16 protein-coding genes are annotated in these 19,333 nt (G+C 59.3%); 11 read left to right on the forward strand and 5 right to left on the reverse strand.

The window, feature by feature from the left end; translation table 11 throughout:
* The first annotated feature begins 220 nt into the window (after positions 1-220).
* On the forward strand, positions 221-958 hold the full coding sequence (locus GOB90_RS16110; RefSeq protein WP_146892271.1) for a hypothetical protein: 738 nt from the start codon (positions 221-223) through the stop codon (positions 956-958).
* A gap of 9 nt (positions 959-967) precedes the next feature.
* On the opposite strand, the gene GOB90_RS16115 is transcribed toward GOB90_RS16110, so the two are convergent.
* Positions 968-1,663 (reverse strand): hypothetical protein, encoded by a 696-nt coding sequence (locus GOB90_RS16115; protein ID WP_198912637.1) that lies wholly within the window; start codon positions 1,661-1,663, stop codon positions 968-970.
* A 1,116-nt stretch (positions 1,664-2,779) separates the two neighbouring features.
* Here GOB90_RS16115 and GOB90_RS16120 point away from each other — a divergent pair.
* Positions 2,780-4,456 (forward strand): hypothetical protein, encoded by a 1,677-nt coding sequence (locus GOB90_RS16120; RefSeq protein ID WP_146892268.1) that lies wholly within the window; start codon positions 2,780-2,782, stop codon positions 4,454-4,456.
* Positions 4,457-4,970: 514 nt separating this feature from the next.
* Here the strand turns inward: GOB90_RS16120 and GOB90_RS16125 are convergent.
* From GOB90_RS16125 to GOB90_RS16135, 3 genes are all read right to left on the reverse strand, one after another.
* Entirely contained in the window at positions 4,971-6,122 is a 1,152-nt protein-coding gene (locus GOB90_RS16125) for a site-specific integrase (protein WP_146892265.1), read from the reverse strand.
* Between the two features lie 176 nt (positions 6,123-6,298).
* Complete coding sequence (locus tag GOB90_RS16130) at positions 6,299-7,963, reverse strand: recombinase family protein (protein ID WP_146892262.1); 1,665 nt, start codon at positions 7,961-7,963, stop codon at positions 6,299-6,301.
* 12 nt (positions 7,964-7,975) lie between these two features.
* Entirely contained in the window at positions 7,976-8,131 is a 156-nt protein-coding gene (locus tag GOB90_RS16135; RefSeq protein ID WP_173572146.1) for a hypothetical protein, read from the reverse strand.
* Positions 8,132-8,623: 492 nt separating this feature from the next.
* Between GOB90_RS16135 and GOB90_RS16140 the strand changes: the two genes are divergently transcribed.
* The 4 genes from GOB90_RS16140 to GOB90_RS16155 all read left to right on the forward strand — a co-directional run bounded on the left by GOB90_RS16140 (position 8,624) and on the right by GOB90_RS16155 (position 13,153).
* Positions 8,624-9,736, forward strand: a complete 1,113-nt coding sequence (locus GOB90_RS16140) for an iron-containing redox enzyme family protein (protein ID WP_146892257.1) — start codon at positions 8,624-8,626, stop codon at positions 9,734-9,736.
* Positions 9,737-9,958: 222 nt separating this feature from the next.
* Complete coding sequence (locus tag GOB90_RS16145) at positions 9,959-10,519, forward strand: TetR/AcrR family transcriptional regulator (protein WP_242012108.1); 561 nt, start codon at positions 9,959-9,961, stop codon at positions 10,517-10,519.
* 163 nt (positions 10,520-10,682) lie between these two features.
* Positions 10,683-12,704 (forward strand): conjugal transfer protein TraG, encoded by a 2,022-nt coding sequence (locus tag GOB90_RS16150; protein ID WP_146892251.1) that lies wholly within the window; start codon positions 10,683-10,685, stop codon positions 12,702-12,704.
* Positions 12,701-13,153: a CopG family transcriptional regulator gene (locus GOB90_RS16155; protein ID WP_146892247.1), complete on the forward strand. Its 453-nt coding sequence runs from the start codon at positions 12,701-12,703 to the stop codon at positions 13,151-13,153. The genes GOB90_RS16150 and GOB90_RS16155 overlap by 4 nt, the downstream gene beginning before the upstream one ends.
* Before the next feature lie 28 nt (positions 13,154-13,181).
* Here GOB90_RS16155 and GOB90_RS16160 read toward each other — a convergent pair whose 3' ends face one another.
* A complete protein-coding gene (locus GOB90_RS16160; RefSeq protein WP_373865571.1) occupies positions 13,182-13,946 on the reverse strand; it encodes a MucR family transcriptional regulator in 765 nt (254 codons plus the stop codon).
* Between the two features lie 518 nt (positions 13,947-14,464).
* Here GOB90_RS16160 and trbB point away from each other — a divergent pair.
* From trbB to trbJ, 5 genes are read left to right on the forward strand one after another with little or no spacing between them, the layout of a single operon-like run.
* A complete protein-coding gene (trbB, locus tag GOB90_RS16165; protein ID WP_146892274.1) occupies positions 14,465-15,487 on the forward strand; it encodes a P-type conjugative transfer ATPase TrbB in 1,023 nt (340 codons plus the stop codon).
* On the forward strand, positions 15,487-15,840 hold the full coding sequence (locus GOB90_RS16170) for a TrbC/VirB2 family protein (protein WP_173572147.1): 354 nt from the start codon (positions 15,487-15,489) through the stop codon (positions 15,838-15,840). The genes trbB and GOB90_RS16170 overlap by 1 nt, the downstream gene beginning before the upstream one ends.
* Positions 15,840-16,115 carry a VirB3 family type IV secretion system protein gene (locus GOB90_RS16175; protein WP_089179097.1) on the forward strand — a complete coding sequence of 92 codons (276 nt, stop codon included), beginning with the start codon at positions 15,840-15,842 and terminating at the stop codon, positions 16,113-16,115. Before GOB90_RS16170 ends, GOB90_RS16175 begins: the two co-directional genes overlap by 1 nt.
* A 12-nt stretch (positions 16,116-16,127) precedes the next feature.
* On the forward strand, positions 16,128-18,572 hold the full coding sequence (gene trbE / locus GOB90_RS16180) for a conjugal transfer protein TrbE (protein ID WP_146892244.1): 2,445 nt from the start codon (positions 16,128-16,130) through the stop codon (positions 18,570-18,572).
* Positions 18,569-19,333 carry a P-type conjugative transfer protein TrbJ gene (gene trbJ, locus GOB90_RS16185; RefSeq protein WP_146892241.1) on the forward strand — a complete coding sequence of 255 codons (765 nt, stop codon included), beginning with the start codon at positions 18,569-18,571 and terminating at the stop codon, positions 19,331-19,333. The genes trbE and trbJ overlap by 4 nt, the downstream gene beginning before the upstream one ends.

The following is a 19,333-nucleotide window of genomic DNA, read 5'->3' on the forward strand; positions in this document are numbered from 1 at the left end:
GTTACGCATCGCTCAGTGCATTTGCAAAAGCTTTTACGAACCTGATGGGCATGTCACCTGTCCGCTTTCGGAACGCGCAAACGAACTGTTGAACGGCCGACATGAGGGCGAAGGCGGCAGGTCCGCTTACGCCTCATCTCGGACGAACAAACAGGATCCTCCTGTTTTGGAGAGTGGACGTGGCCGATTATTATACAAGAACTCGTTTTGTGAGATCACAATGGATGCTGGAGAGGCGATGGTGCGACGTGCTCAACTGTACCTTTGGAGTGAGGCACGGACCCATCACATTGCGCTCCACGAATTTTACGTCGAACAGATGCGGTCGCGTATTCTGTCGCAGTTTGACGATCTCGAGGGGCAGGCCGACCGTCACACCGAAGAAGCCTATCAGCGGATGAGTCAGGCGCCAGGCTATAGTGAGATCGACATGGCCGCCATCGCCGAGGCGGCCTATGATAAAGGGAGCGCACACTATCAGACCCTGACGGGCTTGCGTAAGCAGATGCTGCTGGGCGGTCTCGCAGGGATGTTTCACCAATGGGACAAGACTGTGCGCGAGCATCTCGAGCGCGAGCTTCGGCATGACTTTGATGGCGACAAGATCGAGAAGGCGATATGGAAGGCGCCACTGGCCGACGTCATGGACGTCTTCGAACAATTTGGCTGGCCGGTGAAAGCGCTACCCTGCTACGCGAAGATCGATGCGCTGCAATTAGTCGTAAACATCTACAAGCATGGCAAAGGTCGCAGCCTCAACCAACTCGCCAAAGCTTACGGGGAATATGTCCGTGACCCGATCCGGCAATGGACGCCGGAGGGCATGGCCTTCGGTCTCGACCATGAATGGCTGACCGTGACGGACGAGCATTTTGGGCAGTTTGCGAATGCAATACGCGACTTCTGGCAGGAAATGCCTGAGCGGCTGTATTTCGACCTGTCGACGGCGAGTAGCTGACCTGCTCCCTCAGGCCATGGTGTAGATCGCGAGCACGAGACCGACGACGGCGATCACGAGCGCGATCAGCTTGTTGTCGGCGGCCCAATCGAGGGCGGTCCGCAGGCTCCCCCCATGCATTTCCCACCAAGTGGTGTTGGTCAGGAGGTGCTTGTTCTGGGTTCGCTCGGCAATGTTGGCGAGGACATCGACCTTGCGCAGGGTCGATTGATGGAGTCCGACGTAATTGCCGTCCACGAAGGCCTGGGCTTCCTCGCCTCCCGTCATCATGTCGTGCGGCTGTATCTCATTTTTCTCGATCAGCTTTTCGAGCCGTGTGTGGCCGATATAGGCGACCCCGTAGATATCGATGAGGATGCGGGACAGGTCGAATTTCTTGGCGTCATCGACCAGCACCGGCGTGCCGCCGAGCACCTGATAACGGTGATCGATGGCGGCGAAGCCGTAGTTGATGTCGCGCATGTTCCAGTGAAGGTATTTCATGCCGCGATGGGCACCGAGGTGCTGATAGTAGGCATCGAGCATCTGCCGCTCTAGCTCGTCGTAGCGCGCTTCGATTTCGCCGAACGGCACCTGCAGCCGTTCGGCGACCTGATGAATGGAGAAGGAATGGGTTTGCGCGCTGTCGAGGCTGCGGACCGCGAGCGATGTGATGCGCCGTTCGGCCGGTCGTAGAAGCTCTCGCAGGAATAGTGGATGACCCACACGTTTGATCGGTCGGAGAAAAGGCGGTCGAGACGCTGACGCGCCTCCTTCTGGCGCTTCGGGTTGGGAGCCGTCTTGGGTTTCTTCTTCTTGGGTTCGGCGGGCATGTCCACCGCCGGCGGGGCGGCGCGGGCCGGATCGTCTTGTGCCACCACTTTGGTCTTATTCCCCGTCATCCTAGACCCTCGCTCCTTTCATTCGCCGCGCCGAGCGGCAGCGTGTCGTCGGCGGTACGCCATTTCTTGCTGTCGCGATCGCCACTGATGATCTCGTCTCCCGCATTCGACCGGACGATGACATGCGCAACATCAACATTGCCGTAGTTGCCGCCTTCGTTCTACCCCAGTCGAAGCTGACGGTCTCGCCCTTGTAGACGAACTTGCCGGACCAAGCTGCGAGGAAAGCCGAACTGTCGAGTATACTCACGGCTGCGAGTTGATGCTCGGGAACCATCCCCTGCACCATCACGACGCGGGGGATACCGGTTTATGGGACAACAATAACTGACAGTAGCCATTCCCAAAACTTGCATCCAGGATGGTTACCGACCCAATTGCGTCGTTCGCCGCCACGGTAGCTTCCGCCACAACCGCGATCGGCTCATCGCGAAGCCGTTTGGCAGCAATTCGCCCCGTCACGGTCGTTCAGTCTGGCCGGTCTCGATCTGGTAAGCTTCCATTCTTTTGCCGTGCAGTTTGATCTCAGTTTTTTGCGTTTTTTTCCGCTTCCGGTGGTAACCGCCATTAGTACCTCCGCTACGACCGTTGAGCGCGCAGGCTTTAAAAGTGGCACTGGCAGGCTAGGATAAATCATGGCCGTAAAAAGATAGAGATAGCAATCGCGTATGCGGCGAGTTTCGTGCTGATTATCGGCGTTGGGAGGGCGAAGAAGGCGCAAGCGAAGGCCCACGGAAGAGGCGTGTCCTCCGACGCTGTGCCGGACTTTGCGCATAGCGGGAATGTCCCGCCCGCTTGCCTGATCACTCTCGTGGTCGCTCAATCACGCATGTAGCGCCGACGAGGCGAGGTTTCCGCGCAGGCATGTGCCTGCGATGGTTCAGCTCGGCGCGATGACTTAGGTCGACACGACACGACTTGGGCTGCGATGATGCCTGTCATGACGAATAGCTACACTGCGATCCTCTCGATCCACGGCATTGGCCGACACCGGCGTTACGCCAACGCTGGGGCGCTCCTGAGTGCACTTGAGGCGGTTTCTGGCAGCACTAACTCGGACAACGTCGACACCATCATCGAGGTCTTGGCCGGTATTGAGCTGTCGCGAGATCCCGGTCTGCGCGACGACGTGCCGATGCTCAAATTGAAGAGAGCCCGACGCCGCCACGGCAGGCTAAACGTCGGAGCCTCGTTCCGGATCTATGAGGTGAATTGGTCGCCGGACACGCGCAGCGGTATACCGGGATGGGCCATGCTCGGATGGACAGCTAGACTCGTTCAGTCCATATTGCGTACGGACCCATCAAACTGGCTGCTCTGGCCACGTCTGAGGCTGGCACGGCTACGTGCCGCCGCCGACCGTAGCGCGACGCCGGCGTTGCGACATGCAATGGTGGTACTCGCTAGCGCGTATCGCAAGTATCGAGGCTCGCTCGGCGCGCGCCACCGGGAACTTAATGCGAGCAAGCCTCTGTTCGCCGATTACGTCGATTTCGCGAAGAAGCATGCGAAAACGGCGGCGACGGAATCGAATATCGATGAGGCAGCCGTCGCGTGGCGCGACGAGCGTTTGCCGTGCGAGAAGAGCGTCCGGAACGTCGGTCGTCTCACGCTGACAGGCCTTGTGTTGATGGTTCTGGGCATCGCGGTCTTAATCTCGATGTTGGTTGGCGACGCGCACTTGGGGCCGGTGTGGCGGCTTGGACTACCTGCGGTGCTGGCCGCGGTCTCCGGTGGAGCCATCGCCCTCGGTCGTCGGTTCCTGACGACGATTTTCTCTGACGTGAGATATTGGTCCGCTCTGGACGAGAATGAAAAGTATTATGAGACGAGGAGCGCCATCCTCGACCGAGCGACGGCAACACTGCGGCATCTGGTCTCGGACGACGCGTGCGGACGCGTTGTAATCGTCTCCCACAGCTTGGGGACTGCGATCGCCTATGACGCGCTGCGGGCAATAGGGCTGTACAACCTGACCCGGAAACGATCGCCCGAACTGTGGATCAAGATTCGCAAGGTGGAATGCCTCATCACGATGGGATCGCCCGTCGATAAGCTCACTCTGTTGTTCGAGACAACGGGAAGCAAAACCTTCCGAGAGGAAATGATGCGTGAGGAATTGCGTGGAGACGAGACCGCGATGCCTTTCTGGGTGGGGGATCGCCAGCGTATCAAGTGGCTCAACTTTTGGGATCCGGCCGATCCGGTGTCCGACGCCCTTACCATTCCTCTCGGCGCCAAGCCCCTAGGCAGCAGCTTTGTGCCGACTGATATCGAGAACGTAGAGGTGGCGAATACCGCATCGCACGACCCGGCGGGCGCTCACACCGGCTATCTCACTAATCCGGCCGTTGCGACACGGATTTTCAACGAAATCTTCCGGCCCGAGGTCTTCGCGATTGGTGCACAGAGGGACTACTCACGGAGCCGTCGATTGTCGAAGTTTCAAGCACAGGCGGGCATCACCGGGCTCGTCTTCCTGGCCACGGTGTTCGTCGTCGCTCATTTCATCCCGTGGTCCTGGGCAATGACGATCGGAGTTTGGATGGGCGCATTGGCATTGGGCACAAGCGTTGCCTGCTTGATGATCCTAGCGGTGTGGCCTCTTGACCGTTGAGTTGGCGTATCGCACCATAGAGGTTCAACTGGAAGTCGTAATGACGTCTACGCGCCTCCAAGCACAGCGTACGCGCCCTGCAAGTTGAACGGCGTCCGGGACGGCGGGCGAAAGCCCGCCGGATTCGTTGCGAGGACTTGGACTCGCCAGCAGTCGGGCGGTAAATTACGGTCCAGCTTCTGTCACACTACGATGCCACCAAGCATTACAGAATGTCTGTTTCAGACAAAGAGGAGACATTTCGCCGGTTGCTTTTGAACGGCAGGAAAGTCCCAAAATTCAATGTCGAGCGGTGCGCATAGCAATGTCGGCTATAGATAAACCGCTAAACCCGCATGGATGTCGACCATCGAAGGCGACTGCCGCCTGTCTGCTTAATTCTTGAAGCCGACAGGCACATTTGAGGGGGTAAGCTGACCTCAGCCGCGAAGGGTTAGAGTGTTTATTTCCTTTATAGATTCTGCAACGAGCCATTCATTACGCGTAAGCTGCTCTGAGTCGATATCTGTCATTTTCAACGTCCTAAAAGCGCTGCGGAGATCTTCTCAGACACAAGATTGGTTGAAAGCCTCACGTTCTCCCGCTTTAGGTGAGCGTAACGAGCGGTCGTCTTGATATCACTATGTCCCAGCATTCGACCTATCATCGTCAGGTCAGCTCCCATTTCCAGCGCGTCAGAGGCGAAAGAATGGCGCAGATCGTGAATCCTGACGTCGTTCAGACCGGCTGCTTTGCGAATGCGGCGCCAGGGTTTTTGCAGGTCAGTCAGATAGCCACCTTTTTTCCGTCCGGTAATGACATAGGGATTGTCCTCCAACCGGGGGATGGACTTGATTACGTTTATCGCTGCCTGCCCAATCTGGACGATTTTAGCCCCGGTTTTACTGTCAGGCAGCCGCAATTCGGATTGATCGAAGAAAACGTGGCTCCATTGCAGGGTCTGGATTTCACGTAGTCGGCAACCTGTCAGGACGAGCAGACGGATCGCCCAGGCGGCCTCCGGCATATCCTCCGTTTCGTCGAGTGTGGCGCCGAGGCGCGCATATTCTTCTTGGGTTAGATAACGTTCGCGCTTCTCTTCCTTATAGCGCTGAACGCCGCGGCACGGGTTGAGACCATCAGTCCGAATACCCCAGAGGTCTGCCAGGCTGAACATTTTGGACAGTACCCCGAGCGTGCGATTGGCCTGATAAGGGATCTGTCGCATATCACCGTTGAATTCGGAGACGTCCGCGCGAGATATATCGGCCATCCGCCATGTCCCGAATTTGGGAACGATGAACAGATCGACAGCTCTCTTATATTCGCTCTGGGTCGTTGGTTTGAGATGGACATCCACATATTCGTCGAGGAAACGATTGCTGAATTCCCTGATGGTCATTGCCTTGCGTTCTTCTACGCGAGCGTCCGAGGGATTCTCGCCGCTATGAACCCGCGCAAGAACCTTGATGGCTTCTTCACGCGCGAGATCGGCAGTCCATGGGCTTCCGTGCTGCCCGATCGTGTAGCGGCGCATGCGGCCGCCGGAGCGATAATGAATGACGTACACCTTTCGGCCAGATGGCCACACCCGGACTGCGAAGGCCGGAATGCTGTCATCCCAAAGGAAGTAATCCTTCTCTGCCGGTTCGGCAGCGGTGACAATTTTCTTGCTGAGCTTGGCCATGCTTGCCCTCATCGCAGGAAACACATAGGAAACAGATGAATGCGAAACCGGGCGTAGCCGGTACAATGATTGCGTAGCCTGATGGGACAGTTTTTCAAGGAAAATAAGGGGTTCTGCGTGGTAAGGCGTAGTTCTGTCGGCTGGAGCGGGGAGGGGCGTAGGCCTAAATCCCTAACTCATAACCTGAAGGTCACAGGTTCAAATCCTGTCCCCGCAACCAATGTATCCTGTTCAATGAACGATTGAAGAACGTCGTGGTCCGGATGGACTCCGGCGCTTTTTTTGTTCGAAGAGAAGTTCAGGATAGCCGCGAGGTCTCCTTCGAGGAAGATGGCAAGTTCTCCATCCTGCGGGATCAGCTTGATCCTTGATACCAGAGCACGCAGCCTCTCGACGGCTTCAAGGCTTGCATCCTCTTTCTGGAGGTTCTCATACAGCGCGTCGATGCGCTGCCGATAAATCACCGCCATGTTCGGATGCAGCAGAGGAGGGGGCTGTGGCGCATCAGCCAGAAGAGCCGTCAGTTCTTCCTTACGCGCCTCCAGCCTTCCGATCTTGTCCTTCAGCTTGATGCCGGGTACGCCGTCGAGAATGGCCTGGATCGCCTTATCAAGCTCACGATCAACGCGTGGCAACTCCGCGCGCATCGCAGCGAGATCTGCGCCCCGCTCCATTCTGACGCGGTTGACCTCCCGGGTGAATTCATCACAGAACTCTTTGAAGAGCGCAGGGTCCATGAGGCGCGTCCGCAGCCCGTTAAGCACGGACTTTTCGAGCACGTCCCGCCGGATCGTCATGCGATTGTCGCATGTGCCCTTGTTGCGCGCAGTCGAACAGCCGAGCAGAGCTTTCGAGATCATTGAAAAACCACCGCCACAGCCGCCGCAGCGTGTCATCGCAGTGAAGAGGTAACGAGGGCGCTTGAGACTGTTCAGAGGATGGACACCGTCGCCACGTGTCTTTTGCGACCACGTTGTTGTTGCCTGACGGGCCTTGGCGGCTTCCCAGAGGTCAGGCTCAATAATTCGAAGTTCAGGAACCTCCTGCAGTATCCATTCATTTTCTGGATTCAGGCGCGAGACGCGCTTGCCGGTCTCCGGATCCTTCAGATAGCGAAGGCGGTTCCAGATCAGCCGGCCGATATAAAGCTCGTTGTTGAGGATGCCGGTGCCGCGGTCACGGTTGCCGTGGACGGTGGATGGTCCCCAGGCACCTCCCAACGGTCCGACGACCCCTTGGGCATTGAGATCGAGCGCGATCGCCCTTGGCGCCTTGCCGTCCGCATATTCACGAAAGATACGTCGCACGATCGCAGCTTCGCTGACGTTGATCGTCCGCTCTCCGCGTATAGCCTCGCCGGCATCATCGAATTTTCGTACGACGTCATATCCATAGCACAGACCGCCGCCCGATTTACCGGCTTCGACGCGTCCCCGTATGCCGCGCCGCGTTTTGTCTGCCAGATCCTGCAGAAAGAGGGCATTCATGGTGCCCTTGAGCCCGACGTGGAGTTGGGTGACGTCGCCCTCCGAAAGCGTGATGATCCGCACCCCGGCAAATTTCATTCTTTTGAACAGACCAGCGATATCTTCCTGATCGCGCGAGAGACGGTCCATGGCTTCGGCGAGAATAATCGAAAACTTCCCGCGCTGCGCGTCCTGCATCAGTTCCTGAATGCCGGGACGAAGCAAGGAGGCACCAGAGACGGCTCTGTCGCTGTAGCTGTCGACGACGTTCCAGTCCTGACGGGCCGCAAATTCCCGGCACAGCCTCAGTTGATCCTCAATGGAGGCATCGCGCTGGTTGTCGGAAGAGTAGCGGGCATAGAGCGCGACCTTCATGAAGACCTCCTGTCATTCCTCCGATCGTGTACGGATCGGTCCGTTTTCATGTTCAACGTAATCCCGCGCCGCCTGCCGGGCGAGGGCTCTTATCAGCGCCCGCAGACCCTCACCGGTGCCTTCCGTATGGCCAGCAGGGTCGAGAATGACACGGGGCGACGTTGACACTGTAGCGTCTTTTGCGCGCATCGTCCTGCCTTTTCTTGAAGCTCAGATAGGTGCCATCGTGCCTTTCATCGGCGCACGCGCAAACAAAAAACCTCAATAAAACAGCATGGTAAGGAGTATTGTGGCGGGTCGGGGCGTGCCCGTGTCGGTCGGGGCGCGGTGTTTCACGGTCGAAACATTCACGTTCTTGTGAGAGTTCGCGCTGACTGGATCACGAACAGAACAGTCAGTGCGATTCGAAGTACTGCGGTCTTCGGCCACCTCCGGCCACGGAGTGGCTGTAAAACCGCCTAAAAACAACATGCTGCGCAGATCGTAATTCCGTGAGGGTATTATAGCGGCGGCGCAGCCTTCGGTTTTCGCTCTGCAATTATGACGAATACGCGTCAGCATGGTCTTTTTTCTTGACTTAAAACCGACCGTTTCGTCACTCTGCAATCTACAGGTCGCGAGCTGTTTCCAGATTGTACACACATTGCAAGGAACTGCTTTATGCTGACACATGCTGGCGGCGCTGCTTTTGCGCGACCGGAGATCAACATCGCTGATGACACGCCGCAGGCGCTGCGCCGTCTGGTGAACGATGCACTTTCCAACGACAATGCGGATACCTTCCTTGCCTCTCGCGGAGCCTCGGGTCAGTTGGAGGCGCTTGCGCAGCGGTGCTGTGATATGGCGTTCGCGGAGAACGACCTCGCCGCACGGAAGACCGTTCATCGGGTCTTGCATGACCTGTATGGTCTGCATCTCTCCAGACCACACCCGGGCCTTACTGACAACCAGTACAGCATCGAACTGCTGCGAGCCCGCCGCGCGATCGAAGCTTCGTGGATGGAGTGGGAATTAGGCCAGGCGGGAGCGATCCCGGCCAACGTCGAGCCGGAGGCAATTGGTGACGCCATTAAATCCCTCTGGAAGAGCCATTCCGGGTATAACCACGCGGTGTTCGATTTCATGAAGGTCGATGCATCGCGGCCGCAGATCATCAAGTATTTCACGACCGATTACGCGCTCAACATGCGTTTTTATGACCTGATCGTGTTGTCTTTGGTCGGCATCGACGAAGATGTCCGGATGGAAGTTGCGCATAATTTCTGGGATGAGATGGGGCAGGGTAATCTGGCACGGACGCATGTGCGTCTCTATCGTGACTTGCTCGACTATCTAAAGATTGAAGACAACCCGACGCAGTTTGTCGACGTGTTGGGTTGGGAGGGCCTTTCCGGGTATAATCTGCTCCTCTATTTCGCGTTTACGCGGCGAGAATATTTCCGCTCGATCGGTGCGCTCGCGATTACGGAACTCTCGGATCCCGACCAATACGCCAAATTGCTCTCCGGATGCCGTCGCGTCGGTATTGGCAACGATCAGCCATCGGTTCTGGATTATTATAGTGAGCATGTCGAGGTCGATGCCCTGCATGGCGATGGCTGGATCGACAATGTCATTGTGCCTGTTCTCCGGCGCTATCCCGGTGAAGCGCGATCTGTGCTGGAGGGCGCGGCAATGCGCCTGAATTCCAGTAAGGCCTACTGGGACTGGCAACTTTCTGAAATGAAAGCGGCCAAAGCAGTTCCGACCGTGGCACTAGCGGCAGTGAGTTGACCGGGTAACGTCAACTATATGAACGACCGGTACATCATATATCGCGTTATTAACTTGTGGAAAGGGAGTTGCTGTGGCTTGATCTGTGCCTCGAACTTGTTGACGCACAAAACGTTCCGATTATGAGTGAGACGGATTGATGCGAATTCCTGTGAGGTCATGGACGTGCCACAGCAAAAACTCCGCAGAAAGCGGAATGGTCCGGATAGTCGGGCTACTCTCTTGACGACAGCGGGCTCTCTCTTTGCCCGCTCGGGTTTCCACCAGGTCAGTGTCGATGACATCGCCGACACCGCGCAGGTCGCGAAGACGGCAATTTACTACCACTTTGGCAACAAAGAGGGGCTGGTGACCGACTTCCTGGAAGGCCATATCGAAACGCTGGAGGCCTCGCTCATTGAAGCCGTGAGCGCTCATAAGGAGCCGAGAGCGCGCCTGCGCGCGGTGTTTGGCTGGCATACGTCCTGGTTTCGTCAGCCCGATTTTGCAGGATGTGTGTTCTCCAGGGCAACTGAGGAATACAAGGGAAAGCAGGATGCGATCGCCGAGATTTCGCGGCTGCAAAAGCGCAGCCTGCGCAACGCCATCCGGGCGCTTCTGGAAGCGGCCGGAGTTCTGGAAGAGCGATCCGAACAACTTGCCCACTTCATGATCTACCTGCTTGACGGCGCGGTTGTCTCAGCGAATGTGCTGGACGAGAAAGATGCCGCGGATCAGGCGTGGATCGCTGCGGAACGCCTGCTGGACGATGAAACGCGCGACCACCCGCCCAGGAAAGGCTGACTCTTCCCCATCTGCCCGGAGCCAGGAGACACTTCAAAGTGAGACTTACGCCCGCGCCAGTTTGTTTACGCCCGCGCACGCCCGTGCCGTCAGTTCACCAGGAAAAGTCTTGAACTGACGGGCGTGTCGCCGTGCAGAGTTCCTCCATGCCCGGGAGGAATTCATGTCTGGTTCTCGTATCCTGTGGGGGCAACTCTGCCTCTGTTTCCTGATTGTCGTTATGGCCTGGTGGGCTGCAACGCAGTGGGTCGCGTGGCGGCTCGCATTCCAGCCAGAACTCGGTCCTCCGTGGACTGTAGTGGCCGGACGGTGGCCGCTCTATGCGCCATTTCTGTTTCCGTGGTGGTGGTACGAGTTTGACGCCTACGCGCCACACATTTTCGTCGAAGGCGGGTGGATTGCCGGATCTGGCGGGGTACTGGCTTTCCTGACAGCTGTGGTCCTGTCCGTCAGGCGGGCTCGGGAGCATAAACGCACCGCGACCTATGGTTCGGCCCGCTGGGCCGAACGCGGCGATATCGAGCAGGCCGGACTTCTCGGGCAGGACGGCGTGGTGCTGGGGCGGTGGGAGCGTGACTATATCCGGCATGATGGCCCGGAGCATGTGCTCTGCTTCGCGCCGACGCGCTCGGGCAAAGGCGTAGGGCTGGTGATCCCTACGTTGCTGACCTGGCCGGGTTCAGCCATCGTTCACGATATCAAGGGCGAAAACTGGTCCATTACGGCGGGGTTCCGGGGCCGCTTCGGCAGACTGATCCTCTTCGATCCGACCAATCCATCGTCCTGCGCCTACAATCCGCTGCTGGAAATCCGTCTCGGCGAGTGGGAAGTGCGCGATGCCCAGAACGTCGCGGACGTGCTGGTCGACCCTGAAGGCTCACTGGAACGACGCAATCACTGGGAGAAAACCTCGCATTCCCTGCTCGTGGGGGCAATCCTTCACGTTCTTTATGCCGAGCCCGACAAGTCCCTGCGCGGTGTCGCCAGCCTGCTGTCCGATCCGAAACGTTCAATCGCGGCCACCCTCGTCGTGATGATGGGCACGCGCCATCTTGGGGAGCGTGGCGTCCATCCCGTGGTGGCATCCGCCGCACGCGAATTGCTCAACAAGTCCCCCAATGAGCGCTCCGGCGTGCTGAGTACGGCCATGTCGTTTCTCGGTCTGTATCGTGACCCTGTGGTGGCCGAGGTGACGAGCCGCAGCACCTGGCGGATTGGCGATCTCGTCAATCCGGCCCGGCCGACGACGCTATACTTTGTTGTCCCGCCCTCGGATATCAGTCGCACAAAACCGCTGATACGGCTGATGCTCAACCAGATCGGGCGCAGGCTGACCGAGGATCTCTCGGGGGCAGAAGGGCGGCAGCGTCTTTTGCTGATGCTCGACGAGTTTCCGGCGCTGGGGCGGCTCGATTTCTTCGAAAGCGCGCTTGCTTTCATGGCTGGCTATCGGATCAAAGCGTTTCTGATCGCCCAGTCGCTTAACCAGATCGAAAAAGCCTACGGGCAGAACAACTCGATTATCGACAACTGCCATGTTCGTGTCAGCTTCGCGACCAACGATGAGCGCACGGCCAAACGTGTGTCTGATGCACTTGGCACTGCAACCGAAATCCGCTCGCAGAAAAACTATGCGGGCCATCGCCTGTCACCCTGGCTGGGGCACCTCATGGTGTCCCGTCAGGAGAGTGCGCGACCACTGCTGACCGTCGGCGAGGTTCAGGAACTGCCAGCAACCGACGAACTGGTCCTGCTGTCGGGGATGTCGCCCGTTCGAGCGAAGAAGGCCCAGTATTTTCGTGACAGCCGGTTTCGGGACCGGCTCCTGCCCGCGCCCGAGACGGGGACGCGTGGAGTGCCGGTTTCACCCGACGACTGGACCGCACGTCCGCAGCCATCAAAGCCTGAGGTCAAGCCCGACACACCAGAGGACGCAGTCAGCGAGGCGGGGGAGGACGAGGATCCCGTCGGCACCGAGGCGCGTCGGCAGCCGGAAATGGATGTGTCGGAGGAGCCCGACCTACCGCAGCAGGACGATGAGGACCCCGCGCGAGAAGCGCCCATGCGCGAGCGTGAACGCGATCCGATGGAAGAGGAAGATCTCCATGCCGTGCTGACGGCGGACCTCGCCCGCAAAGCACGTCAGGCCGCCCTCGATCCTGGCAATGATCTGGGGATGTCATGAGCGGCGCGCGCCAGAAGAAGAGGCGGCTTTCCGTCTATCTGGAACCGCATCTGTGGAAGGGGCTGCGGACCCAGGCCGCCCGACGGTCGATGTCGGACTCCCTGCTGGCCGAAGCCGCGATTGCGGCCTGGCTCGATCCGGAAGGCGCGGGCGGTGATCCCAAGGCGTCGCTCGAAGCCGCCGTGCGGCGGCTCGACCGTCGTCAGGCGCGGATCGAACGCGACCTGTCGATCTCGGTCGAGACCCTCGCACTGTTTATTCGCCTCTGGTTCACCAGCATGCCGGCTCTCACGGACAGCATGGCGGCCGCGGCGCGTGCCCAGGGGGCGGAGCGCTACGACCGGTTCGTCGAGATGCTGGGCAGGAGACTGGCCAGCGACAAGCGTTTCCGGACAGATGTCGCACGCGAGCCAAACGAGGGTGACCAGACTGTGGGCGGGGCGGAGTGAGGAACCACGTCCGACACGCCCGGTCAGATCAGCGAGAGAATGCGTTGGCCAGTCGATGTTCATCCCCCTTTCTGGCCGACGGTTCTTTTCTCCCGGTCCTGGCCGCATTTCGCCTGGAAGGCGGCTGTTTCTCCCCGGACGGGGGGACTGGCGCAATGGTTTCCTCCCCAACCTCGTCGCTTCGGGAGGCACGTTTTCCAAGGCCAATCTTCTGCGCTACCTGGCGTCGCATTTCCGTATAATTCGGTGCGACGGTCGGATATTCATCGGGCAGTCCCCATTTGGTCTTGTAGTCTTCGATCGTCATGCCGAAAGCAGCGGTCAGATGACGCTTGAGCGATTTCAGATATTTGCCGTCTTCCAGGCAGATGATGTAATCGGGGAATACGGATTCCTTGATCGGAACTGCGGGTTGCTGTTTTTTCTCGACGGCCTGAACGGTTGGTGTGGGCGTCTCCTCCGCTTGTCTGTTAACGGATACGGACTGTTCAGTCTGTTCTGGAACCGGGGGAACGTCGTTGGCTTTCTCGGATGCCATGAGTCCGATAGTGCCCGACACTGGCCGCTCTTCAGAAAACGATGCATAGAGCCGACGCACGAGTTCCGGGAGCTGTTCGGTCTCCACTTTCGTTGTCGCGAGATGCGCCGCCACGATCTGGGCCGTCGCATTCAGACGACCGAGAATGATGTCCTTGTCGCTGCTCAATAGGGTAGTCCTCAATATAGGGGGTGACTCGTCATAAGCTTCGGAAAGCCTGTATTTCACCAATAGATTTGCGCCTTGTCGATTCAAGCACGGCTCACACCTTCGGAGCAACTTTTTGACGGTGTGTGACGCCAATCTTCGGCGCACCGAAAATACCGTTAATCTGCCGTCTTCGTTAGTGTATAGCGTGTCGAGTACAATCACGCGTCAGTTTTTAGTTCCAGATACAGTAAAAACTCGCCTTATCCGAATATCGTATTGTGCTCGTTGTTGTTGACGAGCGTGCCCTGATACTCCCATTCACACTTAATATTTGGCCCGACCTGAAGTTTCGCGTTCGCGAAGTCAGTCATCGCTCTGGTCGCAATCGGTTTCTTTGGACCCAGCGTCGTCTCTGACAATAAGGGGTTCAAGATTTCAGACCTAATACACTGATAAAACGCCAAATTTTTAGCCGTCTACGCCTCTGCCAGTTTGTATACGCTTTCGTACGCTCCAGTACGATGATCGCCGAATTTCTTGTTGCGATCTGGAAACGCGTGCCTCCTCTATTTGTCCCCGTTGCGGTCCGGAATGGCCGGGCCAGCTCGACAACGGGAATGACGATGCACAGCCATGCGACAACGAACGACGCAGCGGCACGTGGTTTTTCCATGCTGCGCACTGCTTTGGGAGGGGCCATCATAAGACAGCTCGCCGATCCGGCCGTTGTCGAGGTGATGCTCAATCCCGACGGCCGGCTCTGGATCGACCGGCTGTCCGAGGGACTGTCCGACACGGGTGATACGGTCGGCGCAGCCGATGCGGAACGCATCATACGTCTGGTCGCGCATCATGTCGGTGCGGAAGTCCACGAGGGAGCGCCCCGTGTCTCGGCGGAACTGCCGACCGGCGAGCGCTTCGAGGGATTGCTGCCGCCTGTGGTGACAGCCCCGAGCTTTGCGATCCGCAAGCCCGCCGTGGCCGTGTTCACCCTCGACGATTATGTCGCCGCCGGAATTATGACTGCGGGTCAGGCGGCGTTTCTGCGCCGCGCTGTTGCCGAGCGGAAAAACATTCTGGTCGCGGGCGGGACCAGCACGGGCAAGACCACGCTGGTCAACGCCCTGCTGGCCGAGGTGGCGAAGACTGGAGATCGCGTCGTCCTGATCGAGGATACGCGCGAACTGCAATGCACGGCGCCCAATCTCGTCGCCATGCGAACCCGTGAAGGGATCATCACGCTTTCCGATCTCGTTCGGTCCAGCCTTCGGTTGCGTCCGGACCGCATACCCATCGGGGAGGTGCGTGGCGCCGAGGCGCTCGACCTGCTCAAGGCGTGGGGCACCGGTCATCCCGGTGGTATAGGCACCCTGCACGCCGGATCGGCGCTCGCAGCCTTGTACCGTCTGGAACAGCTGATCCAGGAGGCCGTGGTGACGGTGCCGCGCGGCATGATCGCGGAAACCATTGACGTGATCGCGGTGTTGTCCGGACGCGGTACTGTCCGCCGCCTGTCGGAACTCGCAACGGTGGACGGACTGGATCCGGCAACAGGCCTTTACCGCCTGACTTCATTTGATGTCCCGCCCGGCGAAGTGGGGCGTCCACACTCCTTCAACCTCTCCAGCATCGAGGACACACTCTGATGTCGCAGACCCTGTCCGCGCGCGTCATGACGCGCGCCCATACCAGTCGCCTGTCCCGTCTGACCAGCATGGCCGGCATCGCGCTGTTTGCAGCAACCTCCTCTGCATGGGCATCCGGGTCCGGAATGCCCTGGGAGGAACCACTCAACCAGATTCTGGAATCCATCCAGGGTCCGGTCGCGCGGATCGTCTCGGTGATCATCATTACCGTGACTGGCCTGACCCTGGCCTTCGGCGAAACCTCGGGAGGCTTCCGCCGCTTGATTCAGATCGTCTTCGGCCTGTCCATCGCTTTTGCGGCGTCCAGCTTCTTCCTGTCTTTCTTCTCCTTCTCCGGGGGAGCACTGATCTGATGGCGGGATATGACGACGACGCGGTGCCGGGCTTCCATGTCCCGGTGCATCGCTCCCTGACCGACCCGATCCTGCTGGGCGGCGCGCCACGGACGCTGGCGATTGCCAACGGCACGCTGGGGGCGGCGATCTCGCTGGGCCTGCGGCTCTGGCTGGTCGGCGCCGTGTTCTGGATCGTGGGACACAGCCTCGCGGTCTGGGGCGCAAAACGTGACCCGTTGTTTGTCGAAGTGGGGCGACGGCATCTCCGTTACCCCGCCTGGTTTCGGGCATGAGGAGGCTGGGCGATGATGTCTCTTGGTGAATACCGCAATCGTGCGGCACTTCTCTCGGATTACCTGCCCTGGGCCGCGCTGGTTGAGAAAGGCGTTGTTCTCAACAAGGATGGTTCCTTTCAGCGTACCGCGCGCATTCGTGGTCCGGACCTGGATTCCGCCACATCCGCCGAACTCGTCGGGGTGACTGGTCGCCTGAACAATGCGTTGCGCCGTCTGGGTTCCGGCTGGGCCGTGTTCGTGGAAGCGCAGCGCGTGCCGGCCACGATCTACCCGGAAAGCGATTTCCCCGACGCGGCCAGCCAGATGGTCGATCTGGAGCGTCGGGAGCAGTTCGAGGACGAAGGTGCGCATTTTGAGAGCCGGTATTTTCTCACGTTGGTCTGGCTGCCGCCTGCGGAATCTTCCGACCGGGCATCGCGCTTTCTCTATGAGGGCAGGGAGCGCGACGGACCGGATCCCCACGGCATCCTGAATGCCTTCATCGATCGCAGCGACAGGCTTCTGGCTTTGCTGGACGGGTTTATGCCGGAGGCTGCCTGGCTGAATGACGGCGAAACCCTGACCTATCTGCACAGCACCATTTCCACCCGAAACCAGCGTGTGCGGGTGCCCGAGATCCCGATGCACCTGGATGCCCTGCTGGTGGACCAGCCGCTGTCGGGGGGGCTGGAGCCAAAACTCGGTGAGGCCTTCCTCAAAACCCTGACGATCACCGGTTTTCCGTCGCGAACCTTTCCTGGAATCCTCGACGATCTGAACCGCCTTGCCATGCCTTATCGCTGGTCCACCCGCGCCATCCTGCTCGACAAGACGGATGCGACGAAGGTGCTGACGAAAATCCGCCGTCAGTGGTTCGCAAAACGCAAGAGTATCGCGTCCATTGTCCGCGAAGTGATGACGAACGAAGCTTCGGTTCTGGTGGATAACGACGCCGCCAATAAGGCAGCCGATGCCGACCTGGCCTTGCAGTCTCTAGGCGCGGATGATGTCGGGCAGGCCTACATCACCGCGACCATCACGGTGTGGGATGGCTCCGCATCCATTGCGACTGAAAAACTCCGACTTGTGGAAAAGATCATTCAGGGTCGTGACTTTACCTGCATGGCTGAGACTCTCAATGCGGTCGAAGCGTGGCTCGGCAGTCTGCCCGGTCATGTTTACGCCAATGTTCGGCTCCCCCCGGTCTCGACCCTGAATCTGGCGCATATGATTCCGCTCTCCGCCGTCTGGGCCGGTCCGGAGCAGGATGTCCATTTCAAGGCGCCCCCATTGTTCTATGGCAGGACGGCGGGAGCCACACCATTCCGGTTTTCGCTGCATGCCAGCGACGTTGGCCATACGCTGATCGCCGGACCAACAGGGGCAGGGAAGTCGGTGCTGCTGGCGCTGATGGCACTCCAGTTCCGGCGCTACGTGGGGTCGCAGATCTTCGCCTTCGATTTCGGCGGCTCCATGCGCGCCGCAACACTCGGCATGGGTGGGGACTGGCATGATCTCGGTGGCGGCCTGACGGATAGCGACGGGTTGGGCGTGGACGATTTTCCCGGCGTCTCGCTCCAGCCGCTGGCGCGGATCGACGATCCGGACGAACGGAAATGGGCCAGCGAATGGCTGGGCCAGATTTTTGTCAGTGAAGGCGTCGCGCTGACGCCGGAGGTGAAATCCTATCTCTGGTCGGCCCTGAATTCCCTCGCGTCCTCCCCAGAGGAGGAGCGGACCCTATCGGGCCTGGTCGCACTTCTTCAGTCCAACGCACTGAAACAGGCGCTCGCACCCTACTGCCTCGGCGGTCCCTACGGTCGCCTGCTTGATGCTGACACCGAGCGCCTGGGTGATGCCGATGTGGTGGTGTTCGAAACCGAGGGGCTGATCGGCTCCGGCGCCGCGTCTTCCGTGTTGTCCTACCTGTTCCACCGCATTGAAGGACGGCTGGACGGACGACCCACCCTGCTGGTGATCGACGAAGGCTGGCTCGTTCTCGATGACGGGAATTTTTCCGGCCAGTTGCGTGAATGGCTCAAGACGCTGCGGAAGAAGAACGCATCGGTGATTTTTGCCACGCAGTCCCTGTCCGATATCGCCAATTCCCCGATTGCGCCAGCGGTGGTGGAAAGCTGCCCGACGCGGATTTTCCTGCCCAATGAGCGCGCGATCGAGCCGCAGATTTTGGCCATCTATCGGGATTTCGGTCTCAACGACCGGCAGATCGCCATTATCGCCCGCGCGACGTCGAAGCGGGAATATTACTGCCAGACGCAACGCGGCAACCGTCTGTTCGAACTGGGGCTCGGGCCGGTCGCACTCGCCCTGTGCGCCGCGTCGGGCAAGGACGATCACAGGCTGATTGACACCGTGCTGGCGGACCACGGGCGGGATGGCTTTCTCCCCGCATGGTTCGCGGCCCGTGGTGTCACATGGGCCGCGGATCTTCTGCGGGACGGAGGCGTGCCATGACGGAAAAATCTTTCCGTATCCGGGAAAAACGTTTCCGCTCCGGATGTGTCTTGGCTCTTGGCCTGATTTCATTTGCGTCCCTCCCGCCAGCCCATGCCCAATGGGCGGTGTATGACGGGGCCAATCACGTGCAGAGCATCCTGATCGCGGCACGCGAACTCCAGCAGATCGACAACCAGATCACATCACTCGCCAACCAGGCGCAGATGCTGGTCAATCAGGGTCGCAATCTCGCGACGCTTCCCCTCTCGACACTGTCGACGCTGCAATCGACGGTTTCCCAGACCACTGCACTTCTGGCTCAGGCGCAGAACATTGCCTACAGCGTGCAGTCGGTCGAGCAGCAGTATCAGCAGTCCTACTCATCCGTCTCGTCCGGCATGTCTGACAGCACCCTGTTCAACCAGGCGCAGACGCGGTGGCAGAATTCCGTGGGCGGGTTCGAGGACGCGCTGAAACTCCAGGCCCGGGTGGTGGGGAATATCCCGTCCGACAGTTCGGCCATGACGCAGCTTGTCTCGGCCAGCCAGAATTCTACGGGTGCGTTGCAGGCGGCGCAGGCCGGAAACCAGCTTATGGCCCTGCAATCGCGCCAGTTGTCCGACATCCAGGCGGAACTGGCCGCCAACGGTCGGGCTGCTGAACTGGAACGTGCCCGACAGGCTGCGAACGAAGCGGGGGCCGAGGCGCAATACCAGCATTTTGCGCAGTACGACGCCTATGTCCCCGAGGCGGTCTCTGTTCCCGGTTCGGGAGACTGA

It is taken from the genome of Acetobacter oeni, assembly GCF_011516825.1.
GTDB lineage: Bacteria > Pseudomonadota > Alphaproteobacteria > Acetobacterales > Acetobacteraceae > Acetobacter > Acetobacter oeni.